Origin of the sequence: Pseudohongiella sp. SYSU M77423 (assembly GCF_029911965.1) — a bacterium.
GTDB lineage: Bacteria > Pseudomonadota > Gammaproteobacteria > Pseudomonadales > Pseudohongiellaceae > Pseudohongiella.
The window spans coordinates 137,562-156,174 of the sequence record NZ_JARYTH010000003.1 but is presented as its reverse complement, the minus strand read 5'-3'; the positions used below and the strand labels follow the sequence as shown (position 1 = coordinate 156,174).

General features: G+C 54.3%; 18 protein-coding genes. 7 read left to right on the top strand and 11 right to left on the bottom strand.

What is annotated here, in order from left to right; genetic code table 11:
- Nucleotides 1-74: 74 nt before the first annotated feature.
- On the top strand, nt 75-437 hold the full coding sequence (locus QGM61_RS08385; protein WP_281132676.1) for a diacylglycerol kinase: 363 nt from the start codon (nt 75-77) through the stop codon (nt 435-437).
- On the opposite strand, the gene QGM61_RS08380 is transcribed toward QGM61_RS08385, so the two are convergent.
- A complete protein-coding gene (locus QGM61_RS08380; RefSeq protein WP_281132675.1) occupies nt 438-917 on the bottom strand; it encodes a TetR/AcrR family transcriptional regulator in 480 nt (159 codons plus the stop codon). It abuts the gene before it with no gap.
- A gap of 67 nt (nt 918-984) precedes the next feature.
- Here QGM61_RS08380 and QGM61_RS08375 point away from each other — a divergent pair, with 67 nt between their 5' ends.
- Nucleotides 985-1,290 carry a hypothetical protein gene (locus QGM61_RS08375; protein ID WP_281132674.1) on the top strand — a complete coding sequence of 102 codons (306 nt, stop codon included), beginning with the start codon at nt 985-987 and terminating at the stop codon, nt 1,288-1,290.
- Here the strand turns inward: QGM61_RS08375 and QGM61_RS08370 are convergent.
- Nucleotides 1,287-2,459, bottom strand: a complete 1,173-nt coding sequence (locus QGM61_RS08370) for a serine hydrolase domain-containing protein (protein WP_281132673.1) — start codon at nt 2,457-2,459, stop codon at nt 1,287-1,289. The two genes, QGM61_RS08375 and QGM61_RS08370, sit on opposite strands and share 4 nt — an antisense overlap.
- 75 nt (nt 2,460-2,534) lie before the next feature.
- On the opposite strand from QGM61_RS08370, the gene QGM61_RS08365 reads away from it, so the two are divergent.
- Nucleotides 2,535-4,025: a LytTR family DNA-binding domain-containing protein gene (locus QGM61_RS08365; protein WP_281132672.1), complete on the top strand. Its 1,491-nt coding sequence runs from the start codon at nt 2,535-2,537 to the stop codon at nt 4,023-4,025.
- A gap of 16 nt (nt 4,026-4,041) precedes the next feature.
- Here QGM61_RS08365 and QGM61_RS08360 read toward each other — a convergent pair whose 3' ends face one another.
- The 8 genes from QGM61_RS08360 to pqqA form a co-directional block, all read right to left on the bottom strand.
- Nucleotides 4,042-5,175, bottom strand: coding sequence for a zinc-binding dehydrogenase (locus QGM61_RS08360; RefSeq protein WP_281132671.1), 1,134 nt, complete (start codon nt 5,173-5,175; stop codon nt 4,042-4,044).
- Nucleotides 5,176-5,291: 116 nt separating this feature from the next.
- Nucleotides 5,292-6,068, bottom strand: coding sequence for a glutathione S-transferase family protein (locus tag QGM61_RS08355; RefSeq protein ID WP_281132670.1), 777 nt, complete (start codon nt 6,066-6,068; stop codon nt 5,292-5,294).
- 138 nt (nt 6,069-6,206) lie between these two features.
- Nucleotides 6,207-7,064 (bottom strand): zinc-dependent peptidase, encoded by an 858-nt coding sequence (locus QGM61_RS08350; protein WP_281132669.1) that lies wholly within the window; start codon nt 7,062-7,064, stop codon nt 6,207-6,209.
- Between the two features lie 869 nt (nt 7,065-7,933).
- Complete coding sequence (gene pqqE, locus QGM61_RS08345) at nt 7,934-9,085, bottom strand: pyrroloquinoline quinone biosynthesis protein PqqE (protein ID WP_281132668.1); 1,152 nt, start codon at nt 9,083-9,085, stop codon at nt 7,934-7,936.
- Nucleotides 9,057-9,329, bottom strand: coding sequence for a pyrroloquinoline quinone biosynthesis peptide chaperone PqqD (pqqD, locus tag QGM61_RS08340; protein ID WP_281132667.1), 273 nt, complete (start codon nt 9,327-9,329; stop codon nt 9,057-9,059). Before pqqD ends, pqqE begins: the two co-directional genes overlap by 29 nt.
- Nucleotides 9,326-10,066, bottom strand: coding sequence for a pyrroloquinoline-quinone synthase PqqC (pqqC, locus tag QGM61_RS08335; protein WP_281132666.1), 741 nt, complete (start codon nt 10,064-10,066; stop codon nt 9,326-9,328). Before pqqC ends, pqqD begins: the two co-directional genes overlap by 4 nt.
- Before the next feature lie 33 nt (nt 10,067-10,099).
- A complete protein-coding gene (pqqB, locus tag QGM61_RS08330) occupies nt 10,100-11,017 on the bottom strand; it encodes a pyrroloquinoline quinone biosynthesis protein PqqB (RefSeq protein WP_281132665.1) in 918 nt (305 codons plus the stop codon).
- A gap of 83 nt (nt 11,018-11,100) precedes the next feature.
- A complete protein-coding gene (pqqA, locus tag QGM61_RS08325; protein WP_156412798.1) occupies nt 11,101-11,172 on the bottom strand; it encodes a pyrroloquinoline quinone precursor peptide PqqA in 72 nt (23 codons plus the stop codon).
- A gap of 253 nt (nt 11,173-11,425) precedes the next feature.
- On the opposite strand from pqqA, the gene pip reads away from it, so the two are divergent.
- Genes pip through QGM61_RS08310 form a run of 3 tightly spaced genes read left to right on the top strand, consistent with a single transcriptional unit; the run spans nt 11,426 to nt 14,442 of the window.
- Nucleotides 11,426-12,379 carry a prolyl aminopeptidase gene (gene pip / locus QGM61_RS08320; protein ID WP_317622174.1) on the top strand — a complete coding sequence of 318 codons (954 nt, stop codon included), beginning with the start codon at nt 11,426-11,428 and terminating at the stop codon, nt 12,377-12,379.
- Nucleotides 12,380-12,388: 9 nt separating this feature from the next.
- Nucleotides 12,389-13,807, top strand: coding sequence for a HAMP domain-containing sensor histidine kinase (locus tag QGM61_RS08315; protein ID WP_281132664.1), 1,419 nt, complete (start codon nt 12,389-12,391; stop codon nt 13,805-13,807).
- Complete coding sequence (locus QGM61_RS08310; RefSeq protein ID WP_281132663.1) at nt 13,804-14,442, top strand: response regulator transcription factor; 639 nt, start codon at nt 13,804-13,806, stop codon at nt 14,440-14,442. The genes QGM61_RS08315 and QGM61_RS08310 overlap by 4 nt, the downstream gene beginning before the upstream one ends.
- A 176-nt stretch (nt 14,443-14,618) precedes the next feature.
- Here QGM61_RS08310 and QGM61_RS08305 read toward each other — a convergent pair whose 3' ends face one another.
- On the bottom strand, nt 14,619-17,594 hold the full coding sequence (locus QGM61_RS08305; protein WP_281132662.1) for a TonB-dependent receptor domain-containing protein: 2,976 nt from the start codon (nt 17,592-17,594) through the stop codon (nt 14,619-14,621).
- Nucleotides 17,595-17,930: 336 nt separating this feature from the next.
- On the opposite strand from QGM61_RS08305, the gene QGM61_RS08300 reads away from it, so the two are divergent.
- Entirely contained in the window at nt 17,931-18,530 is a 600-nt protein-coding gene (locus tag QGM61_RS08300; protein ID WP_281132661.1) for a 2OG-Fe(II) oxygenase family protein, read from the top strand.
- Nucleotides 18,531-18,613 lie beyond the last annotated feature (83 nt).

Below are 18,613 nucleotides of genomic sequence, written 5' to 3'. Positions count from 1 at the left end.
TTATTATCCGCGCCAGCAGCTGGCCGATATGACCGGCGTGCTGCATTCTGATGCGCAGCCTTGGGGGTAGTCCTATGAAATCAGAGGCCAGAGGGGTCAGGCGCCTGATCCATGCCACGCGTTTTTCCATGCAGGGCCTGAAAGCCTTATGGCGCTCAGAAGAGGCGTTCCGAATGGAGGTCATTCTTGTCATCCTGCTGACGCCGGTCATCATCATGGTTGACGTGACGCCCGCCGAGCGCGCGCTGCTGGTTGGATCCCTGCTGATCGTCCTCCTGACAGAAATGCTGAACAGTGCCATCGAAGTGGCAATAGACCGCATCGGTCACGAATACCATGAGCTCAGCGGGCGCGCCAAGGATATGGGGTCGGCCGCGGTGCTGTTCAGCCTGATCGGCGCGGCCATTGTCTGGGCCATTATCCTCTGGCCGTTCTAGTCAGCGCCCGATCACGGTCAGTAGCATTCTGCCTTCCAGGTGCGCAAACAGGTCGGTCGCACTGTGCCGCTCCGAATCAGGCAGGTGTGCCGCAATCCAGTCTACAAACACATCCGCTATCTGGCCGGCAATGGTCTTGAAAGGTTCACCGCCTCTGGCGGCCAGGCCAACAATTTCAAACCACAGCGTGATCATGGGGCGCCAGTCGGGTTGCTGGCACAGCACAGTCAATGTCTCCAGCAGATCGGCGTAGTCCAGACGCTCAGCGCCAATTTCCTGATCCAGCTGCAAGGCAAGTCCCTCAACGACCAGCATCAGCGATTCACGCAGCAGCTCATCTTTGCTGCCGAAGTAATAAATCAGCATGCGGTCGCTGGTGCCAGCGGCGCTGGCCAGGGCGCGAATGCCATGGCCCGTTAAACCCGTGCTGATGAGGTGAGCCGCAACAGCGGCGCGAATAGCCTGCTTTTTCTCGGTCATAAATTTTGTGTGTAGCAATCGCTACATTGTTTCGCTAATATGTAGCAGTCGCTACAGGAGATCGCCTATGAACGCCTATCGTATCGTATCGCTCGTTTTATTGCTGCTGCTGGGTGCCGTGACAGTCGTCGCCCTGCTTGATGTTGGCTACATCGGGATATTTCAACTATTGGTCGACAGTTCGGCCGGCTGGCAGGTGTTTGTGGATCTGGCTGCCGCGCTGATCCTGGTCCTGCTGTTTCTGGCCCAGGACGCGCGGCGCCGGCGGATTACATTCTGGCCGTGGATCGTGGCGACCCTGCTGCTGGGCTCGATAGCGCCATTACTATACGTGCTCGTTTATGGCTATCAGCCACCTGACACTGAACATTAATCCTGGCCCTGAGGGCTGAACAACGCCGGATCGGTCCAGCCCATGATCAAACGGTCCATTACATCGGGACCGTCCGGGCCCCAGGTATTGGTCAGCATTGCTGCCACGACCTGCAGCTCCGGGAACACCAGCAGCAGGGACAGTGTCCCCGGATAGCTGCCGCCGGCCATCAGAAAGCGGGGCTGCGCCTGCAGCCCTATCATCACCCAGCCATCACTGAACATACTGGGCTGGCCACCGGACGTGAAGTGCGGTGCCTCAAGCTCGGCGCGAACATCATCGCTCAGAAAACCAGGCACGATCAGCTGTCGACCAAAACTGACCAGGTCGCTCGCCGTCGAATACATGTTGCCACCACCCATGTTGTAACTGTGATTCAGGGTCGGCATCACCTGTATAGATGGCAGCGCCTCGCGGCTGTAAAGATCAATAAACGTGTAGTGACGGCTGCGATTTGGCATCGGCGTTCGGACATCTGTAAAGCCAGTATTCGCCAATCCCATGGGATTCAGCACGCGTGTCCGGACGACGTCAGTGAACGGCCTCTCAGCGGCCCGCTCGATCACAGCCGCCATCAGGTTAAAACCGTAACTGGAGTAATGACTTGTCGCGCCCGGCGCGGCCACAAGTGGATCCTCCTTGAACAGATCGAGCGCCTCTATCACCGAATCGTAGTGTGTGGCATAAAAGGCCGCATCGCGCTCGGCCTGGTAGTGGCGAATGCCACCAGTGGCGCCAGCGAGCTGTCGCGTTGTCAGTGTTCCGTCGTGTGTAGCTGGAAATTCTGGCACATAGTCCTGAACGGGCCTGTCCAGGTCCAGCTCGCCTGACTGCGCCAGTAGCAGCTGAGCGAGCCCGGTAAACGCCTTGGTGATAGATGCAATCTCAAATCGTGTCTCTGAACTTACAGGTACGCGGTGTTCAATATCGGCATACCCAAGGTTGAGCTCATGCACACGCTGTCCATCATATACAGCCGCCTGTAAGCCAACCAGTTGCTGCCCAGCGAAGATTGATTCGGCCTGCGACAACATCTGCGCCACCTGCTGCCCATTTAATGACGCTTGTGCCTGTTGTGGCTGAGCGTGCGCGGGTAACGCCAGCGCGAGGCCAATTGTGAGCGTTGTGAGCGCGAGCGATGGCAGCCCGGATAAACGACTGAAATGCATACTTACTCCTGAGATTGTGCAATGGCTCCGGTGACAATAGTCTTTGAAGCCACTGACGCCAGCAAGGCATAATACGTGAAACGTCATTATTCCCATGTGAAATGCACTGGAACCGGTTTGCAGATTCCCGCTTTCGATCGATACCTGGCAGCCTGGGTGATCGCGCCCTACCTGGTCGCGGCCCTGTTGCTCGCCGTACCGCAGCTTCTGCAGCCCGCGAGCACTCAGAACGCACTGGAACTGATCTCCGTCTCAATTGCTGACAAGCGATCCGGCCCATGGCTCCCCACGGAGCTGGACGCGCTGCAGCTAAACAATAACCATGGCTGGCTGCGCGCCGTATTCACCGTACCAGTCGCCAGTGCCGGACCCGATGCCCCCCCGCTTGGTCTTTATCTCTCTGGCACTTTCTCCGCCCGCGTGTTCTGGAATGACCATGAAGTCGGCTTTAAGGGGCTACCTGGCGAAGACCCCGAAAGTGAGTCAGCCGGACCTATTGACGCCATCATCCACCTGCCTGTCGACTCTGTAGCGCCCGGCAATAACATCGCCCTGCTGGAGCTTTCCAGTCACTACCGACAACACAGCCTGAACTCAATTATTCACGGCAGTGAGATACTGCCAGGCTTGCGACTGGCCAGCTACTCATCCGAGATTCGACGACCTATTGGCTACTATTCTACTCCGCTCCTTGGCTTCATTCTTCTTGTCATAACGACCTTGGTGATAGTAAGCACCAACATCTATGAGAGACGCCTGGGACTGGTGATGGTTATCAGCCTGCTCGTGGCTGCCACCGCAGAGCTTTTCCGCGCCATTTACGCCTATCCCTACGGATTACACATGCTGAGATTGGGGCTGGTCGCCAGTGCACTGATGGTGTTTGCCTGCACATTACCATTCTACTTTGGCAGGCGTGGGGGGCTGCGAATGCCCGTCAGCGGACTGTTGGCAGTGACTGCCGCAGGTATCGTGGCCACACTGTGGATTGGGCCGCCACAGGACGTCGTCCATGCCGTACTCTGGGCAAGTGTGCCTGCGTCAATCGCTCTTGTTTGGAAATCACCACAGGCCAGCCAAGGAAACCGCATCATTCTGACATCTGCTCTAGCCTGCCTTTTACTCAGCCTGAGTCTGGACAAGGACCTGTTCTTTGATCAATACCTGTACGCGGCCGTAGTCCCACTGCTTGCAGTGATTTGCAGGCCAACTGCAGTCAAGAAAAGCCTGCCCAGGACAGTCCAGCTTCTGGTCCGCTCCGCTGGCAGAACGCGGATTATAGATTGCAAAGAAATTCTCACTATCCAGGGAGCGGGCAATTATTCCCAGATAAGACTGGTGAGTGGCGAAACGATTCTGGATGATCGATCGTTGAAGGAGATGTTGACCCTTTTCCCGGCAAACTTCATCAGAGCGCACCGGTCGCATCTGGTCAATCTCGATGCAGTTCACGAGCTTCGCTCGCTAGGCGCGGGCAAGTATGAGCTATTGTTAACTCACCAGCAGCGTTGCCCGCTCTCACGAACGCATGTCAAGACCGTACGTGAGAGCCTGGCTCAGCGTTAATTTCCCGTCATGACCTTTACTTCTGCGAGCAGATCAGGAACTTCTCGCCGGTGTGCTTGGCGTAGTATTGACGGACGGTATCGGCATCCAGCGCCTCCACCAGGGAAATCTCGTTAGTGTAGTGACTGGCAAACGTTGTCTTCAATTCACTGGCCACACGCGCTCGCAGGCGTGCAACAACCTCTGTTCCAGCTTTGGCCAGGAAATTGGGAAGCAGCCAGCCACCCACACCCCACGCCATACCGTAGGCTCGCTGCAACACGGTAGGAGAGGTGTCCAGATTGCCGTAAAGATAAACCTGCTTGTGCTTTACCGAGCCGTAAATGCTGTAGGCGCCCGGCGTGCGTGAGGCAGCTGCCTCCATGCAGGCCAGAATGTCAGACGCCAGGGTGCCGCCGCCGGTTGCATCAAACGCAAGCGTCGCACCAGTGGCGTGAATGGCATCGGTCAGCTCTGCTTTGAAATTATCGGAACTGGAATTAACGACGTATTTGGCGCCCATGTCGCGCAATAGTTTCGCCTGCTCTTCTTTGCGGACGATATTAACCAGTTCAACGCCATCTGCCTGGCAAATACGCACCAGCATCTGCCCAAGATTGGAAGCCGCGGCGGTATGCACCAGCGCCGAGTGCCCTTCCATTTTCATGGTTTCGATCATGGATAGCGCGGTCAGCGGATTCACAAAACAGGAGGCACCGTCTTTGGCGCTGTGACCATCGTGCAAAGGCAGGCAGGTAGCCGCATCAACACAGCGGTACTGCGCATACATGCTGCCACCCATGACAGCCACGACCTTGCCTTGCAGGCTGCTCGCCAACTCGGAATCGCCAGTGGCTACGACTGTGCCAGCGCCCTCATTGCCAACTGGCAGCGCCTGCCCCACACGCGCTTTCATGACACGCATACCCTGTTCGGAGACAGGTGCACTGAGAACTGATTTACTCCCATTGCCGGAAGTGCTGGCGGCACTGATATCGGCCCAGCCGAACATCACTCCCTGATCAGATGGGTTGATTGGTGTCGCCTCAATACGCACCAGAACCTCATTGGCTTTTGGTGTTGGCACGGGTTTTTCGACCAGTTCGAGACACAGTTCGCCTGATTCATTTAGCGTAGAAAACATCTGCAGGTAAGTAGAAGGTACTGTCATGGTTGTCCTCTTAACTGATTATCGGTTAATAGATTGATGGCTGTGCAGACGGCTGAACCAGGGCGAGTTAGACACAAGCCCAACCCAGCCCGGCAGCCGACGCGTACGTTAAATTTCTAGCGAGGTCCCGACGGTGCATGGGCGGGCAGCGCTGGCAATGAGCCAATCATGCCATCGGGACGTGCTTTATCCAGCATGGCCTGATAGGCCGGCCGGGCTGTGACTTTTTCCATCCAGGCGTTGATATTGGGAAATTGCGTGCTGTCAACGATATTCAGCACAAAGGCGAAGTTCAATGGAAACAGCATCATGATATCGGCCGCCGAAAAGTCTTCACCGCCGAACCAGGGTTTGTCATCAAGAAAATTTTCCGCGAACTGTACCACAGCCTCTGAATCAACCAGCGGCGAGCGGGCTGTTGGCGGCTGGATCTGCCAGACGCGATAGTCGGCGATGGCGCGCGCAGCCAGTGAACCCTCGGAGTAATGAATCCACATCAGGTGCGTCGCAAAATCCGGGGAGTCCAGCGGTGGAACCAGGCGGCCACCCCCATGGCGGGCAAGAATCATTTCGATAATGGCACCCGACTCAACCAGCACCTGACCATCGTATACGACGGTTGGCGCCACTGGCATGTCAGGGTTGATGGCGCGAATGGCTGCCATGGACGCAGCCAGATCGCCACGCGTGAATTCCAGCTCGTATGGCAGACCCAGCTCTTCCATAAGCCAGACCAGGCGCTCTGAACGGCGCCCCTCAAGGTGGTAAATGGTGAATTCGGGCATCGGCGCGGCGTTTTCCATGCCCGCGCTCTGTGCAGTTGCTGCCGGCACCGCAGCAACGAAATAATTTGCCAGGAGCAACACCGTTGTCAGGCTGATCAACTTTCTCATTTGAATTCTCTCTGTTGTTGACGATTTCTGAAATCGTGTGGGTGACTCGCAATTTATATCGCTTGCGACATAAGTTATACAGCAAATTCGACGTCTTTGCATCCATGCGGCTGCAACTGACGAGTCTGTGGGCCCGTGTCAGTGTCCCCACAAACGCGGATCGATGCCGTAATAATTTTGAAGTTGTTCAAAGAGTTGCGGGTGCTGCACGGCAAGCTCACCTGGCTTCTCGAAAAATGCCTCGGTCGCCACTGCAAAGAACTCCGCCGGTTCGGTAGCGCCATAGAAGTCCAGCACTTCGTCATTAATCATCTGAATAAAGTCAGTGTCGTAGGACATCGCCAGCGCCTGCAGGCGTTCAAACTCTGCGCTGAATACGGCGGCCCATTGCTGATTCGAATGACGGTCTGTCAGCAGCGGCGCCCCATTGGTAGCGCCACTTTGATGGTCGAGCTGGTGGGCAAATTCATGCAGAACGACATTGGTGCCATCTCGGAAGTCACTGGCGCCGTGCTTGACATCCTCCCAGGACAGGACAATGCGCCCATTGCTCCACGACTCCCCTGAAAGTGCGTGCGCATCCTGTGATACCAGCCCGTACTCATCGACATTGTCATGCCGAACCACAAACCCGGCCGGATACACCAGAATGGTTCGCAACTCAGAATAATAGTCGCTGGGCCGGTTGAGGATAAGCAGACAGGCCTGGGCAGCAATACTGACCTTAACATCATCATCAATCACCTGACCGGCACAGCCCTCAAAACGCTTGTCAGCAATAAAGTGTGCGATCCGGACCTGCAGTGCCCTTTTTAGTTCTGGTGACATCGCTCCATAGAACGGCAGTCGTTGCTGAACGATCTTATCCCACTCTACAGGGAAGGGTGTTGCCTCCAGGCGCTGGCGACGCCAGGCGGGGTAGACAAAAAGCCAAAGAAAGACGGCCACGACAATCAGGCAGAGGAAAAGAATGACAATATAGCTTGTGGAATCCATGAACCGCAGACTGATCAGAAGTGTTATCTAAACACAAGCTTGGGCTGGAGAAGCATTCACTAACACCAGAGTTTATATCGCTATCACGCCATCTTCCACTTTGCCACATAGAAAATTCATCGTGAGCGTATAGAACGTCGTGATTCGAATAGTAGTGGGGCAATTGTTATAAGACAACAGAATGCAAGTAACAACCAATCAATCACACCAAATATTGCCTGTCCAAACATCAACTCATAAGCCACGTAAGTGACGAAGAAAACTACCCTCGCAGCAACCCTTACGTGAAGTGGGCCACTCCCGCCTGGCTTAATGGAGGCCCACAGAAAGCCTACTGTGACAATGAACCCGCCTGCTGACAACGCGTCTGCTGAGGGCCGAATTTGGGCATCCAGCAATGGCGCGAAGAATGCTTGAACAAAGAAGAAAAAGACGGCGCTCCAAACGGCAAGAACGACATAAAACCAAGAAAGTCGCATCAGCAAATGCTCCTGGCCAACCAGTCATCGCTCGGCGTTTGACTGGTCGGCGACAATGAATATCAGCTACATTCCTGACAATCTTCGATTGGGTAACGAGACCCACTTGAACCGTCACTGGCGAGGAATGTATCTGCAGCCCAGGACCCGACAAACTTCACACTATCCCATACAGCGCCTCCCAGCGCAGTATTCTTTACGAACTGCCATACATTCCCACCGCCAACCATTGCGATTTCGCTTTCCGTAAGCTCTCTCATTAGACGATCTCCTGTAGAATCTTAATCGAGCCGAAAATCTCGACTCTCTTACGGGTTATAGACGATTCCATCGGGACCTGCACTTATGAGGTGCGACAACTAACAAGCGTAAAGCCACCCGGCTCCATCATCATTCGTTCACGAATGCGCGAGAGTTTTTATCGTCACGAAAAATGATCACCGGCCGCACTTCGTCGTCTGTGGACTGTGCTCGCTGTGCCAGGGCCACCTGATGAGTAACGAGGGAATGGTGTGGGGATTTACTGCATACCGGATCCGCGTTGCGCGCATCGCCCGTCAGCATATAGGCCTGACAGCGGCAGCCACCAAAGTCATTTTGCTTTTCGTCACAGCTGCGACAGGGTTCCTTCATCCAGCTGTCACCCCGGTAGGCATTAAATGCTTCCGACTCATACCAGATAGTGCGTACATCGTGGTCGCGCAGATTGGGAAACTCCAGCCCCGGTAGCATGCGCGCCTCATGGCAGGGCAAGGCAAGCCCATCGGGGGCAATATTAAGAAACACGGTACCCCAGCCGTTCATGCAGGCTTTGGGCCGGTCCTGATAATAATCCGGCACCACAAAGTACAATTTCATCTTGTTGCCCAGGCGCACGCGAAATTGATTACAGACGGCTTCGGCGTGTTCAAGCTGTTCGCGACTCGGCATCAGCTGCTCACGGTTCTTCAGCGCCCATGCATAGTACTGGCTGTTGGCCAGCTCAACATGGTCGGCTTCCATTTCCTCGGCCATCTGTAAAATCTGTTCAATGTGGTCGATATTCAGACGATGCAGGACTACGTTCAGCACCATGGGGTAGTCGTATTGCTTGATCAGCCGGGCGACTTTCCGTTTAAGATCAAATGTCCGGGTACTGGACAGGAAATCGTTCATTTCTTTGGTGGAATCCTGAAAGGACAGCTGAATCTGATCCAGACCACCCGCCTTGAATGCGGCAATACGCTCCTCAGTCAACCCTATCCCGGAAGTAAGCAGGTTGACGTAATAACCCATCTTGCTGGCCTCGGCGACAATCTCTTCGCAATCGTCACGCATCAGTGGCTCACCTCCAGAGATGCCCAGCTGCACAGCGCCCAGCTCACGCGCCTCGCGTAAAGCCTTCAGCCACTGATCCGTCGACAACTCCTTCTCGAAAGTCGAGGCATAATTCAGCGGGTTGTAACAAAACACGCAGTGCAACGGACACTTATAGGTGATTTCTGCATTGACCCACAGAGGTGGCTTGATAGTGTCAGACAGGGGTGATCCAGCCTTTGTCATGGGCATGCTCCAGAAAATCGATGACATCCTGATGCAGGTCAGCGCCAGGAAATGCTGCCTGAAGATTGGCAATTATGTCCTGCGCGCTGCGCTCGCCATCGATACGCGTAAGAATTTCACCGGCGCTGCCGGTCAGCTTGACCATTCCTTCGGGGTACAAAAGCACCCAGGCATCCTGTACTTTTTCCCATTGCAGTTTGTATTGCCTGGCGAGCTTAAGTGGCTGGCTGGTATCAAGGCTCATTGACTCATCCTCGCAATTGCACCAGTGTTGGACTCGCCAATGCCGTAAGTAACCTGCATGGCATCCAGCATGGTCCAGAGCACATTGAGTTTGAATTGCAGAATATTCAGTGCCTTTTCCTGCTCCGCTCTTGTCCTGAAGTGAGCAAGCGTGACCCGCAGGCCATGCTCAACATCACGCCGCGCCTCAGACAGTCGTTTGCGGAAATATTGATATCCGCTGGCATCGATCCACGGATAATGTTCGGGCCAGCTGTCGAGTCGCTTCTGGTGGATGGTGGGTGCAAACAACTCGGTCAGCGAGGAACACACTGCCTCCTGCCAGGGAGAATTTCTGGCAAAGTTGACGTAGGCATCAACAGCAAACTTAACGCCGGGTGTCACTTTTTTAAGCGACAATACGTCATCGCGCGCGAGACCAACCGCTTCAGCCAATGTCAGCCAGGCCTCGATGCCACCGTCTTCACCTTCCAGACCATCATGATCGAGAATGCGCTGCACCCACAAACGTCGATGCTCTTTGTCAGGCATGTTCGACATCACAGCTGCGTCTTTTATGGGAATCATGACCTGATAATAAAAACGATTCAGCACCCACCCCTGCACCTGGGCTTTAGTACACTGCCCACTGTTCATGGCTATGTGGAATGGATGAAAAATATGGTAATTCTTTTCTTTGGCACGCAGGCGGGCCTCAAACTCTTCTACTGACCAGGGTGCAGCAGTATCAGCTGTCATGGAAAACTCCTGCATTAAGCGGAAACGTGGAACTCAAAGACTGAAGTCCATGCCATCAAAGGCCACATCGATTCTCTCCTGCTGCAGCATCGCTCGCTCACGTGAATCCTCGCGCAGGATAGGGTTGGTGTTGTTGATATGGATAAGTATCTTTTTTGAGGCAGAAAACTGTTTCAATGCCTCGATCATACCGTCCGGGCCTGACTGAGGCATGTGTCCCATATCAAGAGAGAGTTTATTGCTGATCCCAAGTGCCTGCATTTCATCGTTCGTCCAGCAGGTGCCATCCACCATCAGGCAATCGGCCTGCTGCATGAACGGCAGCAGATGTGGTTCAATTGATGCCAGCCCGGGCGCATAAAAAAGCTTCTTGCCGCTGCGCGTGTCTTCCAGCTGGATACCAATATTGTCACCTTCGTGCGGGTCGTGACGGTGCGGAGAGAATGGCGGCGCCTTGCTGCTGAGTGGCACAGCCGTAATGCGGATGTCATCAATACCTTCTACTTCAAAGCTACTGCCCGCTGCTGTGGGAATCTGATGCCAGGTCACACCACAAAAATGCCCCAGCACATTGAATATCGGGTTGCCCCTGGTCAGATCCTCGTGGACCATGTCCGTGCAATAGATATCCAGTGGCGTTTTGCCTTCCCTTAGCATGAACAGGCCAGTGGTGTGATCGATCTGCGCATCCATCAAAACAATGCCACGTATAGCGGTGTCGCGAATCGCGCGCCCAGGCTGCAACTCCGGGAACTGTTGAAACTGCGCCAGAATGTCGGGTGATGTATTGAACAGCAGCCAGTTGATGTTATCGCTGCTGACCGCAATTGAAGACTGGGTGCGAGCTGTGGCTTTGATAGTACCTTTGCGCAAACCATCACAGTTCGGACAGTTGCAATTCCACTGCGGAAAGCCGCCGCCCGCAGCGGAACCCAGGACATGAACTCTCATAGGGTATCCTTGGCCAAAAACAAAGAGAAAGCAGTCATTGTTGCCGGCTGCTTTCTCTTTGTGGTTTCACCATTAATTGAAAATTAACGGTTGGCGAAGTACATGGTGACTTCAAAGCCATAACGCATTTCGGTGTAAGCAGGTTTAGTCCACATAGTGTAATCTCCGTGGTAAATGGGTTTTCCCGGCTAAGCGGGGCTACGGCGCCAGAAGAACACATCGACCGGCGTCTGAAGCATCTTGATTGTTGCCCTGAGGGGAGCGTTCAGGCAGCCGCATTATCAGCAATTGCGACTCATGATTTTCATTAGATTGCGCCGCCCACTATTGGCAAAACCATCTCAACCCTGTAAAAAAGTGCCGTCTTCATAACAACTTACAAGCCATTCCGAATAGCCAGGGGGTCATATCAACACGCTTTATCCACATATTGAGCCCAGGGAGAAACAATGGATCCAGGTATCGCCAAGCCATTCACTCTACGTTGAACGTTGCGGACGCAAAGGCGGATACCCTGTTGTGTTCCTGCACGGTGGGCCCGGCAGTCAGATCAACGCCAATCACCGACGCTATTTCGATCCCGAGTTCTTCGACGTTGTGCTGTTCGACCAGCGCGGCTGCGGGCAGTCTCGACCGGCAGGGGAAACACGCGACAACAACACTCAGGCACTAATTAAAGACATTAACGCTCTGAGAGAGATTCTTGGCATCGAAGGCAGGATGATGCTTTTTGGCGGTTCCTGGGGCAGCGCGTTGGCACTCGCCTATGCGCGAAAATTTCCACAATATGTGGCTGCCATGATTCTGCGTGGCGTGTTCCTGGCGACAGACGAGGAAGTAGAGTGGTTCACCAACGGCCTGTCACGCTTTGCTCCAGCCGCATTCCAGCAGTTGACCGACGGTATGTCAGACGACCTGATCCAGTCATATCATGAAGCCGTGTTCAGCAGTGATGAAAGACTCGCGAGCGAGGCAGCTGTGCGCTGGGTAAACTATGAAATGCAGATTATGAGCATCGGTGTTGAGTCAAACGGGCAATCTTCGGCAACGGAACTGCAGCCGAGTCAGGCCTTATTGAATCGTGCCAGAATCCAGTTGCATTACCTAAAGCATCACTGTTTTATAGCGGATGTTTCATTGCTGAACAGTGCAGCGTCTCTCAGCATGCCCGTGACAATCGTTCAGGGCGCGCTGGACATGGTCTGTCCGCCGATCACCGCATGGCAACTGAGCGAGCAACTACCTGACGCCCGCTTTCGCCTGGTAGGCAAGGCCGGGCATAGCGGACTTTCCGATAGCATGGCCAGCGCATTACGCGAAGAAACAGATGCGATGCGCGACCTGTTGCGAATCAAGGAATAAGAGGCTGATATGAATCTGCGCTTTCGGGTTGGCCTGAGTATTTCCCTGGTCGGCATCGCCTGCCTGGCGGTCATGGCCTATATGCTGATTGATTACAAGCGCCGATCAATAGACCAGGAGATTGAGGCCGGCACCCGGGTTGCCATTCAACTGCTGCAGGCTATCACGCCTTCACCGCTGGAACTGACACAAATATCAGACCCGATGGCCAGCCTGGTTGACTACATGAGGAATGTTGGTCGCGTGCGCGCCAATGAAGTACGCATTTATGACACCAATAATGAACTGATATATGAGTCCCCGCCATCGGACTACAAACAGGGCCGGTGGGCTCCTGAATGGTTCAGCGCCCTGGTGGCTCCGGATACCAGTGAAGTCAGGCTGCCGGTTCCCGGTGGCTCCATACTGATTACACCTGACTCTTCAAGATCGGTACTCGACGCCTGGGATGAGCTTTGGCAGTTTGCTCTGTTCGTGCTCGCCATCATTATCCTGCTGAATATTGCGGTCTACCAGATTCTGGGCCGCACGCTAAAACCACTGAACGACATTGTCACGGCTCTGACCGAAATGGAACGAGGCAACTACGACGTCCGACTGCAGCACTACGACCTGCCGGAATTCAATGCGATCTCACAGACGTTTAATCGCATGGCCTCGTCGCTGCAGGAGGCACTGATTGAAAACGCCCGGCTCGCCCGGGAAGAGCAGCAGCGTCTGGCTGCAGAGAAAGAGCTGGAACAGAACCGACGTTTCACGCAGTTGATACAGGTGAAACTTGAGGAAGAGCGCCGCGCGATTGCCAGAGAGCTGCACGACGAACTTGGACAATGCATTACTGCCATCAAGACGGTCGGCACCACCATTGCCAACCGCAGCGACTCTGAAAACGAAGAAACCCGACGCAATGCAAGAACCATTATTGAGGTGGCATCACATATTTATGATGTGGTTCACTCGATGATCCGCCAGCTACGACCCAGCGCGCTGGATCACCTGGGATTGAATGATGCCATCGACGACCTGGTCTCGCAGTATCAGAAACAGCATCCTCAACTCAATATCGTGCTGACCACTGAGGATGCACTTAATCAGTATAATGAAAACGTTAATATCACTGTCTATCGTGTGGTGCAGGAGTCGCTGACCAATGTGGTCAAACACGCCGATGCCGTAAATGTCCAGGTGTCATTGTCGATGCAGGCAGAAAAGCATGAGGCGCAAAAGGCGGATCGCCTCAAGATCGTCATCCGCGATGACGGCAAAGGGCTCAGTGAGGACTTTGCAGAGACTCGCCGTTTCGGTCTGGCAGGTATCAAGGAACGCGTGCAGGCTTTCGGCGGCGAAGTCAGCTTTGAGTCCAAGCCTGAGAGCGGAACAACCATCCGCGCTGAACTACCCGTGGGTCAGGAAGAAATGAAGCCATGAAAAAGATTAGTGTCATGTTGGTGGACGATCATGCTGTCGTCCGCATGGGCTTCAAGCTATTGCTGCAAGGCTCCGATGATATCGAGGTGCTCGGCGAAGCCCAGAGTGGAGAGGACGCGCTGAAACAGCTTCACACACTGGCTCCAGATGTACTGATCATGGACATCTCCATGCCGGGCATGGGCGGGCTGGAAGCCATCGGAAGAGTGCTCGCGAAAAATCCGCAGCAGAGAATTCTGGTACTGTCTGCCCATGAAGATATCATGCACGCCCGACGCGTACTAAAAGCGGGTGCTTCAGGCTACGTGACCAAACGCTCGGCAGCTGATGTACTGATGCAGGCGGTTCGTGCCGTGCACAAGGGACAGGTCTATCTGGAACCAGAGATTGCGCAGGCAATGGCTGTTGAGCAGGTGTCCGGGTCAAAAAATCCACTGGATGCACTGAGCGAAAAAGAGTTCAAGGTCTTTCTGGAACTCGCCAAAGGCCGATCTGTGCAGGAAATAGCTGATGCCATGTCATTGAGCCCCCGCACTATCGGGACTCACCTTTACAACATCAAACAGAAGCTCAATGCGTCGAACAGTGCCGAGCTGGCAATCATCGCGATACGGGCTGGACTTATCAAACCCTGAGACCAGGCTGTCAGGCAGAGAAATCTCGACACCTTCTTCTCACGATAAAATCATATCTTTGCACCACACCCAAATGAAAAAGGCCCCGAGGGGCCTTTTTGCATGAGTCTTTACGTCTCGCAGTTAGTGGGCGCCCGATCAGACCATTGCAGATCAGACGCCCATCACTTGCGGTATTAGAACTCGTATACCGCGCGGGCGTAGATTGAGCGACCCATTGGATCCTGCAGCTCACCCATGACGCCGGCAAAGTCCGGAGTACGCTGAGCCTGACGATCGAACAGGTTGCGTGAACCCAGTGTGAACGCCAGCTCACCGCCGTACAGGTTGTAGCCGCGGTAGGTGTAAGCCAGGTCGAAGTCTGTCCAGGCGCGGATTTCACCGCCTACGATAGACGGGTTTGGATTGGTGTTGGCAAACCAGGCGATGATACGTGTGTAGTCAGTGCCGTCCCAGTCCGTAGCACCGACGTAGCGTACAGTGCCCGTGACCGCGTGATTGTCGAGCGTCCAGCCAATGCGCAGGTTGGCTTTCAGCTCGGGCAGCGCCGGTGCGGTACCGGTCAACAGGTTGGTTTTTCCAACACCATCAATGACCGGGCTATCAACGTCGTCCTGATACAGGAACTCATCAATATAGGTAGCCTGCAGGTTGAAACGCAGATCACCCCAGTCACGCAGACTCATGTTGTAGTTACCCTGGATGTCATACGCGGTTACTTTCACGCTCTGAGCGTTCACGCTGCCAGGTGAAGTAACCTGCAGAACAGTACCCAGGTCGTTCGGGTCACGAATGATGTCCGGGTTGCTCAGACCACTGTTCAGCCACGCCTGCAGCTGCGCACGTGATGGCTGGTTCGCCGCACCTACACCACTTCCGGTAAATCCGGACCAGGCTTTGAAGGCTTCAAAGTCGGCATTCATGACCTGCTGGCCAGTGATACCCACAATACGGTTTTCAAAGTCTGTCTCGTTCCAGGTGACTGACATGTCGAAGTTGCCAAATGCCAGGTCGAAACCGAGCTGCTGTGAGGTAGACACCTCGTTCTCCAGATTGGGGTTACCACCCGAACAGGCCGTGGTGAACGCCGAGAACGACGAGAAGCGGTCAGTTACGGTGGACAGACCACAGCTTACCGGATCCAGCAGCTGGGAAATGGTTGGTGCAATGAATGCATCACCAGTCGTCGCGCGCAGACTCAACCAGTCAGTGGCCGCCCAGGTCACACCGAATTTCGGGTCGGTAGACTCTTGACCTGTGCTGAAGTCTTCGCGACGCACCGCCGCTTCCACTTCAACGTTGCTCAAGACTGGCAGTGCCAGCTCGAGGAAGTAGGCATCCACCTCACGGCTACCTGATGTGACATTTTCTGGTATCGGGCTGCCGATCCAGGTAACACCACGAATCTCATGAACTGACGGCGTGTTGGTGTACTTATCGTCACGACGCTGATAACCCACCGCGGCACCAATGGTACCGCCCGGCAGCTGCAGGCTGCTTGGGAATATTTCACCGTTTAACACGATATCGATGGTGTTCAGCCATTCTTCACTCTCTTCCTTGGAACGTGCAGCAATGGCATTCATCACATGAACAGAGTTGTTGTTGGCCTGATCCACTACAAAGAAGGGGTTGTAGCAGGCATCGCGGTCGTTGACCACGTCACAGGCAAGTCCCTGGTTCATCGCGGTGATGTCGTAGTTCTGGTTCGACATGTAGCGAATCTTGTTGTAGTTCTGGGCATATGCCGCCATACCTTCCCAGCCTTCCAGCATGGGCACTGTAAAGTCGGCCTGCAGCATGAAGCGGCTGTTATGGTCTGTCAGGTCAGAGATGTTGTCCATGTCCTGGGTATGACCGTCTGATGGTGTATGCGTCTTGTTGATCGGACGCAACGTACGTGGACGCACGTCCTCACGCAGTGGCACACCGTTTGGTGTGGTGCCAGATACAATATAGTCCATCAAGCCGTCGTTGTTACGGTCAACGCTGCCGCGATCTGGCACGCCATCGCCATTGGTGTCCACACCGTAAAGCTGCGCACCGGCCGAGTTTCTGGCCATGAAGGGGTTACCCGGTATCTCACCCCGGATAGTCATCAGTTCACCAATCCGTGAGTTACCCGGGTTGGAGGTTGACGTGAACGCACGCTCAGCCATACGAGTATTGAAATACTGCGCACGAAGAGTCAGGTCGTCGCTGACATCCCAGGTGGCATTAGCGAAGATGGAACCGGTTTGTGATGGTTCCCGGTAGCTACGTGTGTCACCGAAATCGAAGAAACAGGTGGTGCCGAACAGCATGCCGTACGGGTTGTTGTTAGCGCCAGCGACATATGACTGACGCTCCGATGCCGGCGCACAGTTAGGATCAGGACGGTTCGCGCGCGCGCCCGTGTACTGCCCGTTGGCATCTCGCACAGGCACCACATAGTTACCTGGCGCGTTAGACGAATAGTTCAGACCGGCCTGAGCCAGATAGGGCCGTTCATCCCAGCCCAGTCGGCTGTTCTGACGGTACTGCCCGGCAAGCACCAGGTTCAGGTCACCGATGTCGGTACCCCACAGCATCTGCAGCGACTCTTCATCGTAGTCACCGCGGGAATCCTGTTCACCATAGGCTTCAATCTTGACGCCATCGTAGGAGGTAAACGGAACAAAGTTGACCACACCGGCCACCGCTTCGTTGCCGTACAGTGCCGCAGCACCGTCAGCCACGATATCAATGCGCGAAATGGCGATCGTGGGGATCATCATGTTGACGTTTTCGTTGGCTATACGCTTGCCGTCCATCAGGGTCAGCGTAGAGCGAGGGCCAAGACCACGCAGGTCAATGTTGGTGCTGCGTGAACTGGTACCCTGAATAGTGTTGGTAACGGATGAAGAAGGACCACCGACGAAAGACATGTTCTGAATAACTTCGCCGAGGTTCATGGTACCTTCGTCCTGAAGATCGTCAGCCGAAATCTGGGTGACCTGGGAGGCCTGGGTGAAACCTTCGCTTCGACGGATAAAGGAACCGGTGACAACCACCTCTTCCACTTCGACACCGCTTTCCTGCTGTTGAGCAAAGCCCTGACCAGCCAGTGGAAGTAATGAAAGGGAGATTGCTGTGCAGAGAAGTCTGCGCCGATGGGGCACGTGGAATCGCATATATCACTCCTTAGTATTTTTATTGTCTGAGACGTATCTATACTGCCAGGACGCGACAATCGGAGTGCGGAGGTCGTGGGTAGCAAACCTTTAGCCCGTCACCAATCGTAACGCCAGTTCCTACCACAAACTTCTGGAACGCTTGAATAATCCCCCAATAAAGGAATAATTGCAACAGCCTGTAACAATTAAGATGAAATGTGTCTGCTTATTGCCACAGAGGTATGTATAGAGAGATGAAAAACTGGACGAGCGCCCGTTTCAATTATATCTTCTTCCACACGTATCAGCGGTCTTGGAAGACCACGTATCACACACAAAAATAAGGAAAAAATCTTGCAGATAATTCCGCAGCCACTGTTTCCAAGCATGGTTTGGAGCACTCGCTTCGATGACCATGCAACACTCAACGCCGAGTTGATGAAATTGATACATCAGATGCAGGAAAAGAATCCGGCGGGCGTGCAAAACACCAACGTCAAAGGCTGGCAGAGCCCCAACAACCTGCAGACGCTGCCAGAGTTTAATCCAATTAACCAACGCATCCTGCAGGCATGCCAGCGAATTGGTGAATCGATTCATTTTATGCCTAAGCTGAGCTACCTGCATCAGGCCTGGGTCAACGTCAGTCCGCCAGGTGCCTCAAATAAGATCCACTACCATGCCAACTGCCATTTCAGTGGCGTCTACTACGTCAGCCTGAAAGCACCGGAGTGCGGCAGCATTTATTTTCGCGACCCAAGAGTTGCATCACGGATGATGACCTATCCAGTCACCCAGCTTTCAGAATTCACTGCCGAAGAAATCCAGATGAAACCGGAGGAAGGGCGGCTATACATATTTCCGGGCTGGCTGGAACATGGCGTGGAGGAGAACAGGAGTGATCGTGACCGGATCAGTATAAGCTTTAACGTGCTGGCAACGCAGCAGCGCTGACTTGTTCAGGCAATTCGCCAGGCTTTAGTATTACACCTGGCCCGTAATATCGCGCAGACAAATCTGGCTGCGCGAATTATGCC

Bases quoted from the DNA above. Each gene is read 5' to 3' on its own strand.
- pqqD (WP_281132667.1), bottom strand. From the start codon at position 9,329: ATGAGCCTTGATACCAGCCAGCCACTTAAGCTCGCCAGGCAATACAAA.
- QGM61_RS08375 (WP_281132674.1), top strand. From the start codon at position 985: ATGAACGCCTATCGTATCGTATCGCTCGTTTTATTGCTGCTGCTGGGT.
- QGM61_RS08355 (WP_281132670.1), bottom strand. From the start codon at position 6,068: ATGAGAAAGTTGATCAGCCTGACAACGGTGTTGCTCCTGGCAAATTAT.
- QGM61_RS08360 (WP_281132671.1), bottom strand. From the start codon at position 5,175: ATGACAGTACCTTCTACTTACCTGCAGATGTTTTCTACGCTAAATGAA.
- QGM61_RS08315 (WP_281132664.1), top strand. From the start codon at position 12,389: ATGAATCTGCGCTTTCGGGTTGGCCTGAGTATTTCCCTGGTCGGCATC.
- pqqB (WP_281132665.1), bottom strand. From the start codon at position 11,017: ATGAGAGTTCATGTCCTGGGTTCCGCTGCGGGCGGCGGCTTTCCGCAG.
- pqqE (WP_281132668.1), bottom strand. From the start codon at position 9,085: ATGACAAAGGCTGGATCACCCCTGTCTGACACTATCAAGCCACCTCTG.
- QGM61_RS08385 (WP_281132676.1), top strand. From the start codon at position 75: ATGAAATCAGAGGCCAGAGGGGTCAGGCGCCTGATCCATGCCACGCGT.
- QGM61_RS08305 (WP_281132662.1), bottom strand. From the start codon at position 17,594: ATGCGATTCCACGTGCCCCATCGGCGCAGACTTCTCTGCACAGCAATC.
- QGM61_RS08370 (WP_281132673.1), bottom strand. From the start codon at position 2,459: ATGCATTTCAGTCGTTTATCCGGGCTGCCATCGCTCGCGCTCACAACG.
- pqqC (WP_281132666.1), bottom strand. From the start codon at position 10,066: ATGACAGCTGATACTGCTGCACCCTGGTCAGTAGAAGAGTTTGAGGCC.
- QGM61_RS08350 (WP_281132669.1), bottom strand. From the start codon at position 7,064: ATGGATTCCACAAGCTATATTGTCATTCTTTTCCTCTGCCTGATTGTC.
- QGM61_RS08380 (WP_281132675.1), bottom strand. From the start codon at position 917: ATGACCGAGAAAAAGCAGGCTATTCGCGCCGCTGTTGCGGCTCACCTC.
- QGM61_RS08310 (WP_281132663.1), top strand. From the start codon at position 13,804: ATGAAAAAGATTAGTGTCATGTTGGTGGACGATCATGCTGTCGTCCGC.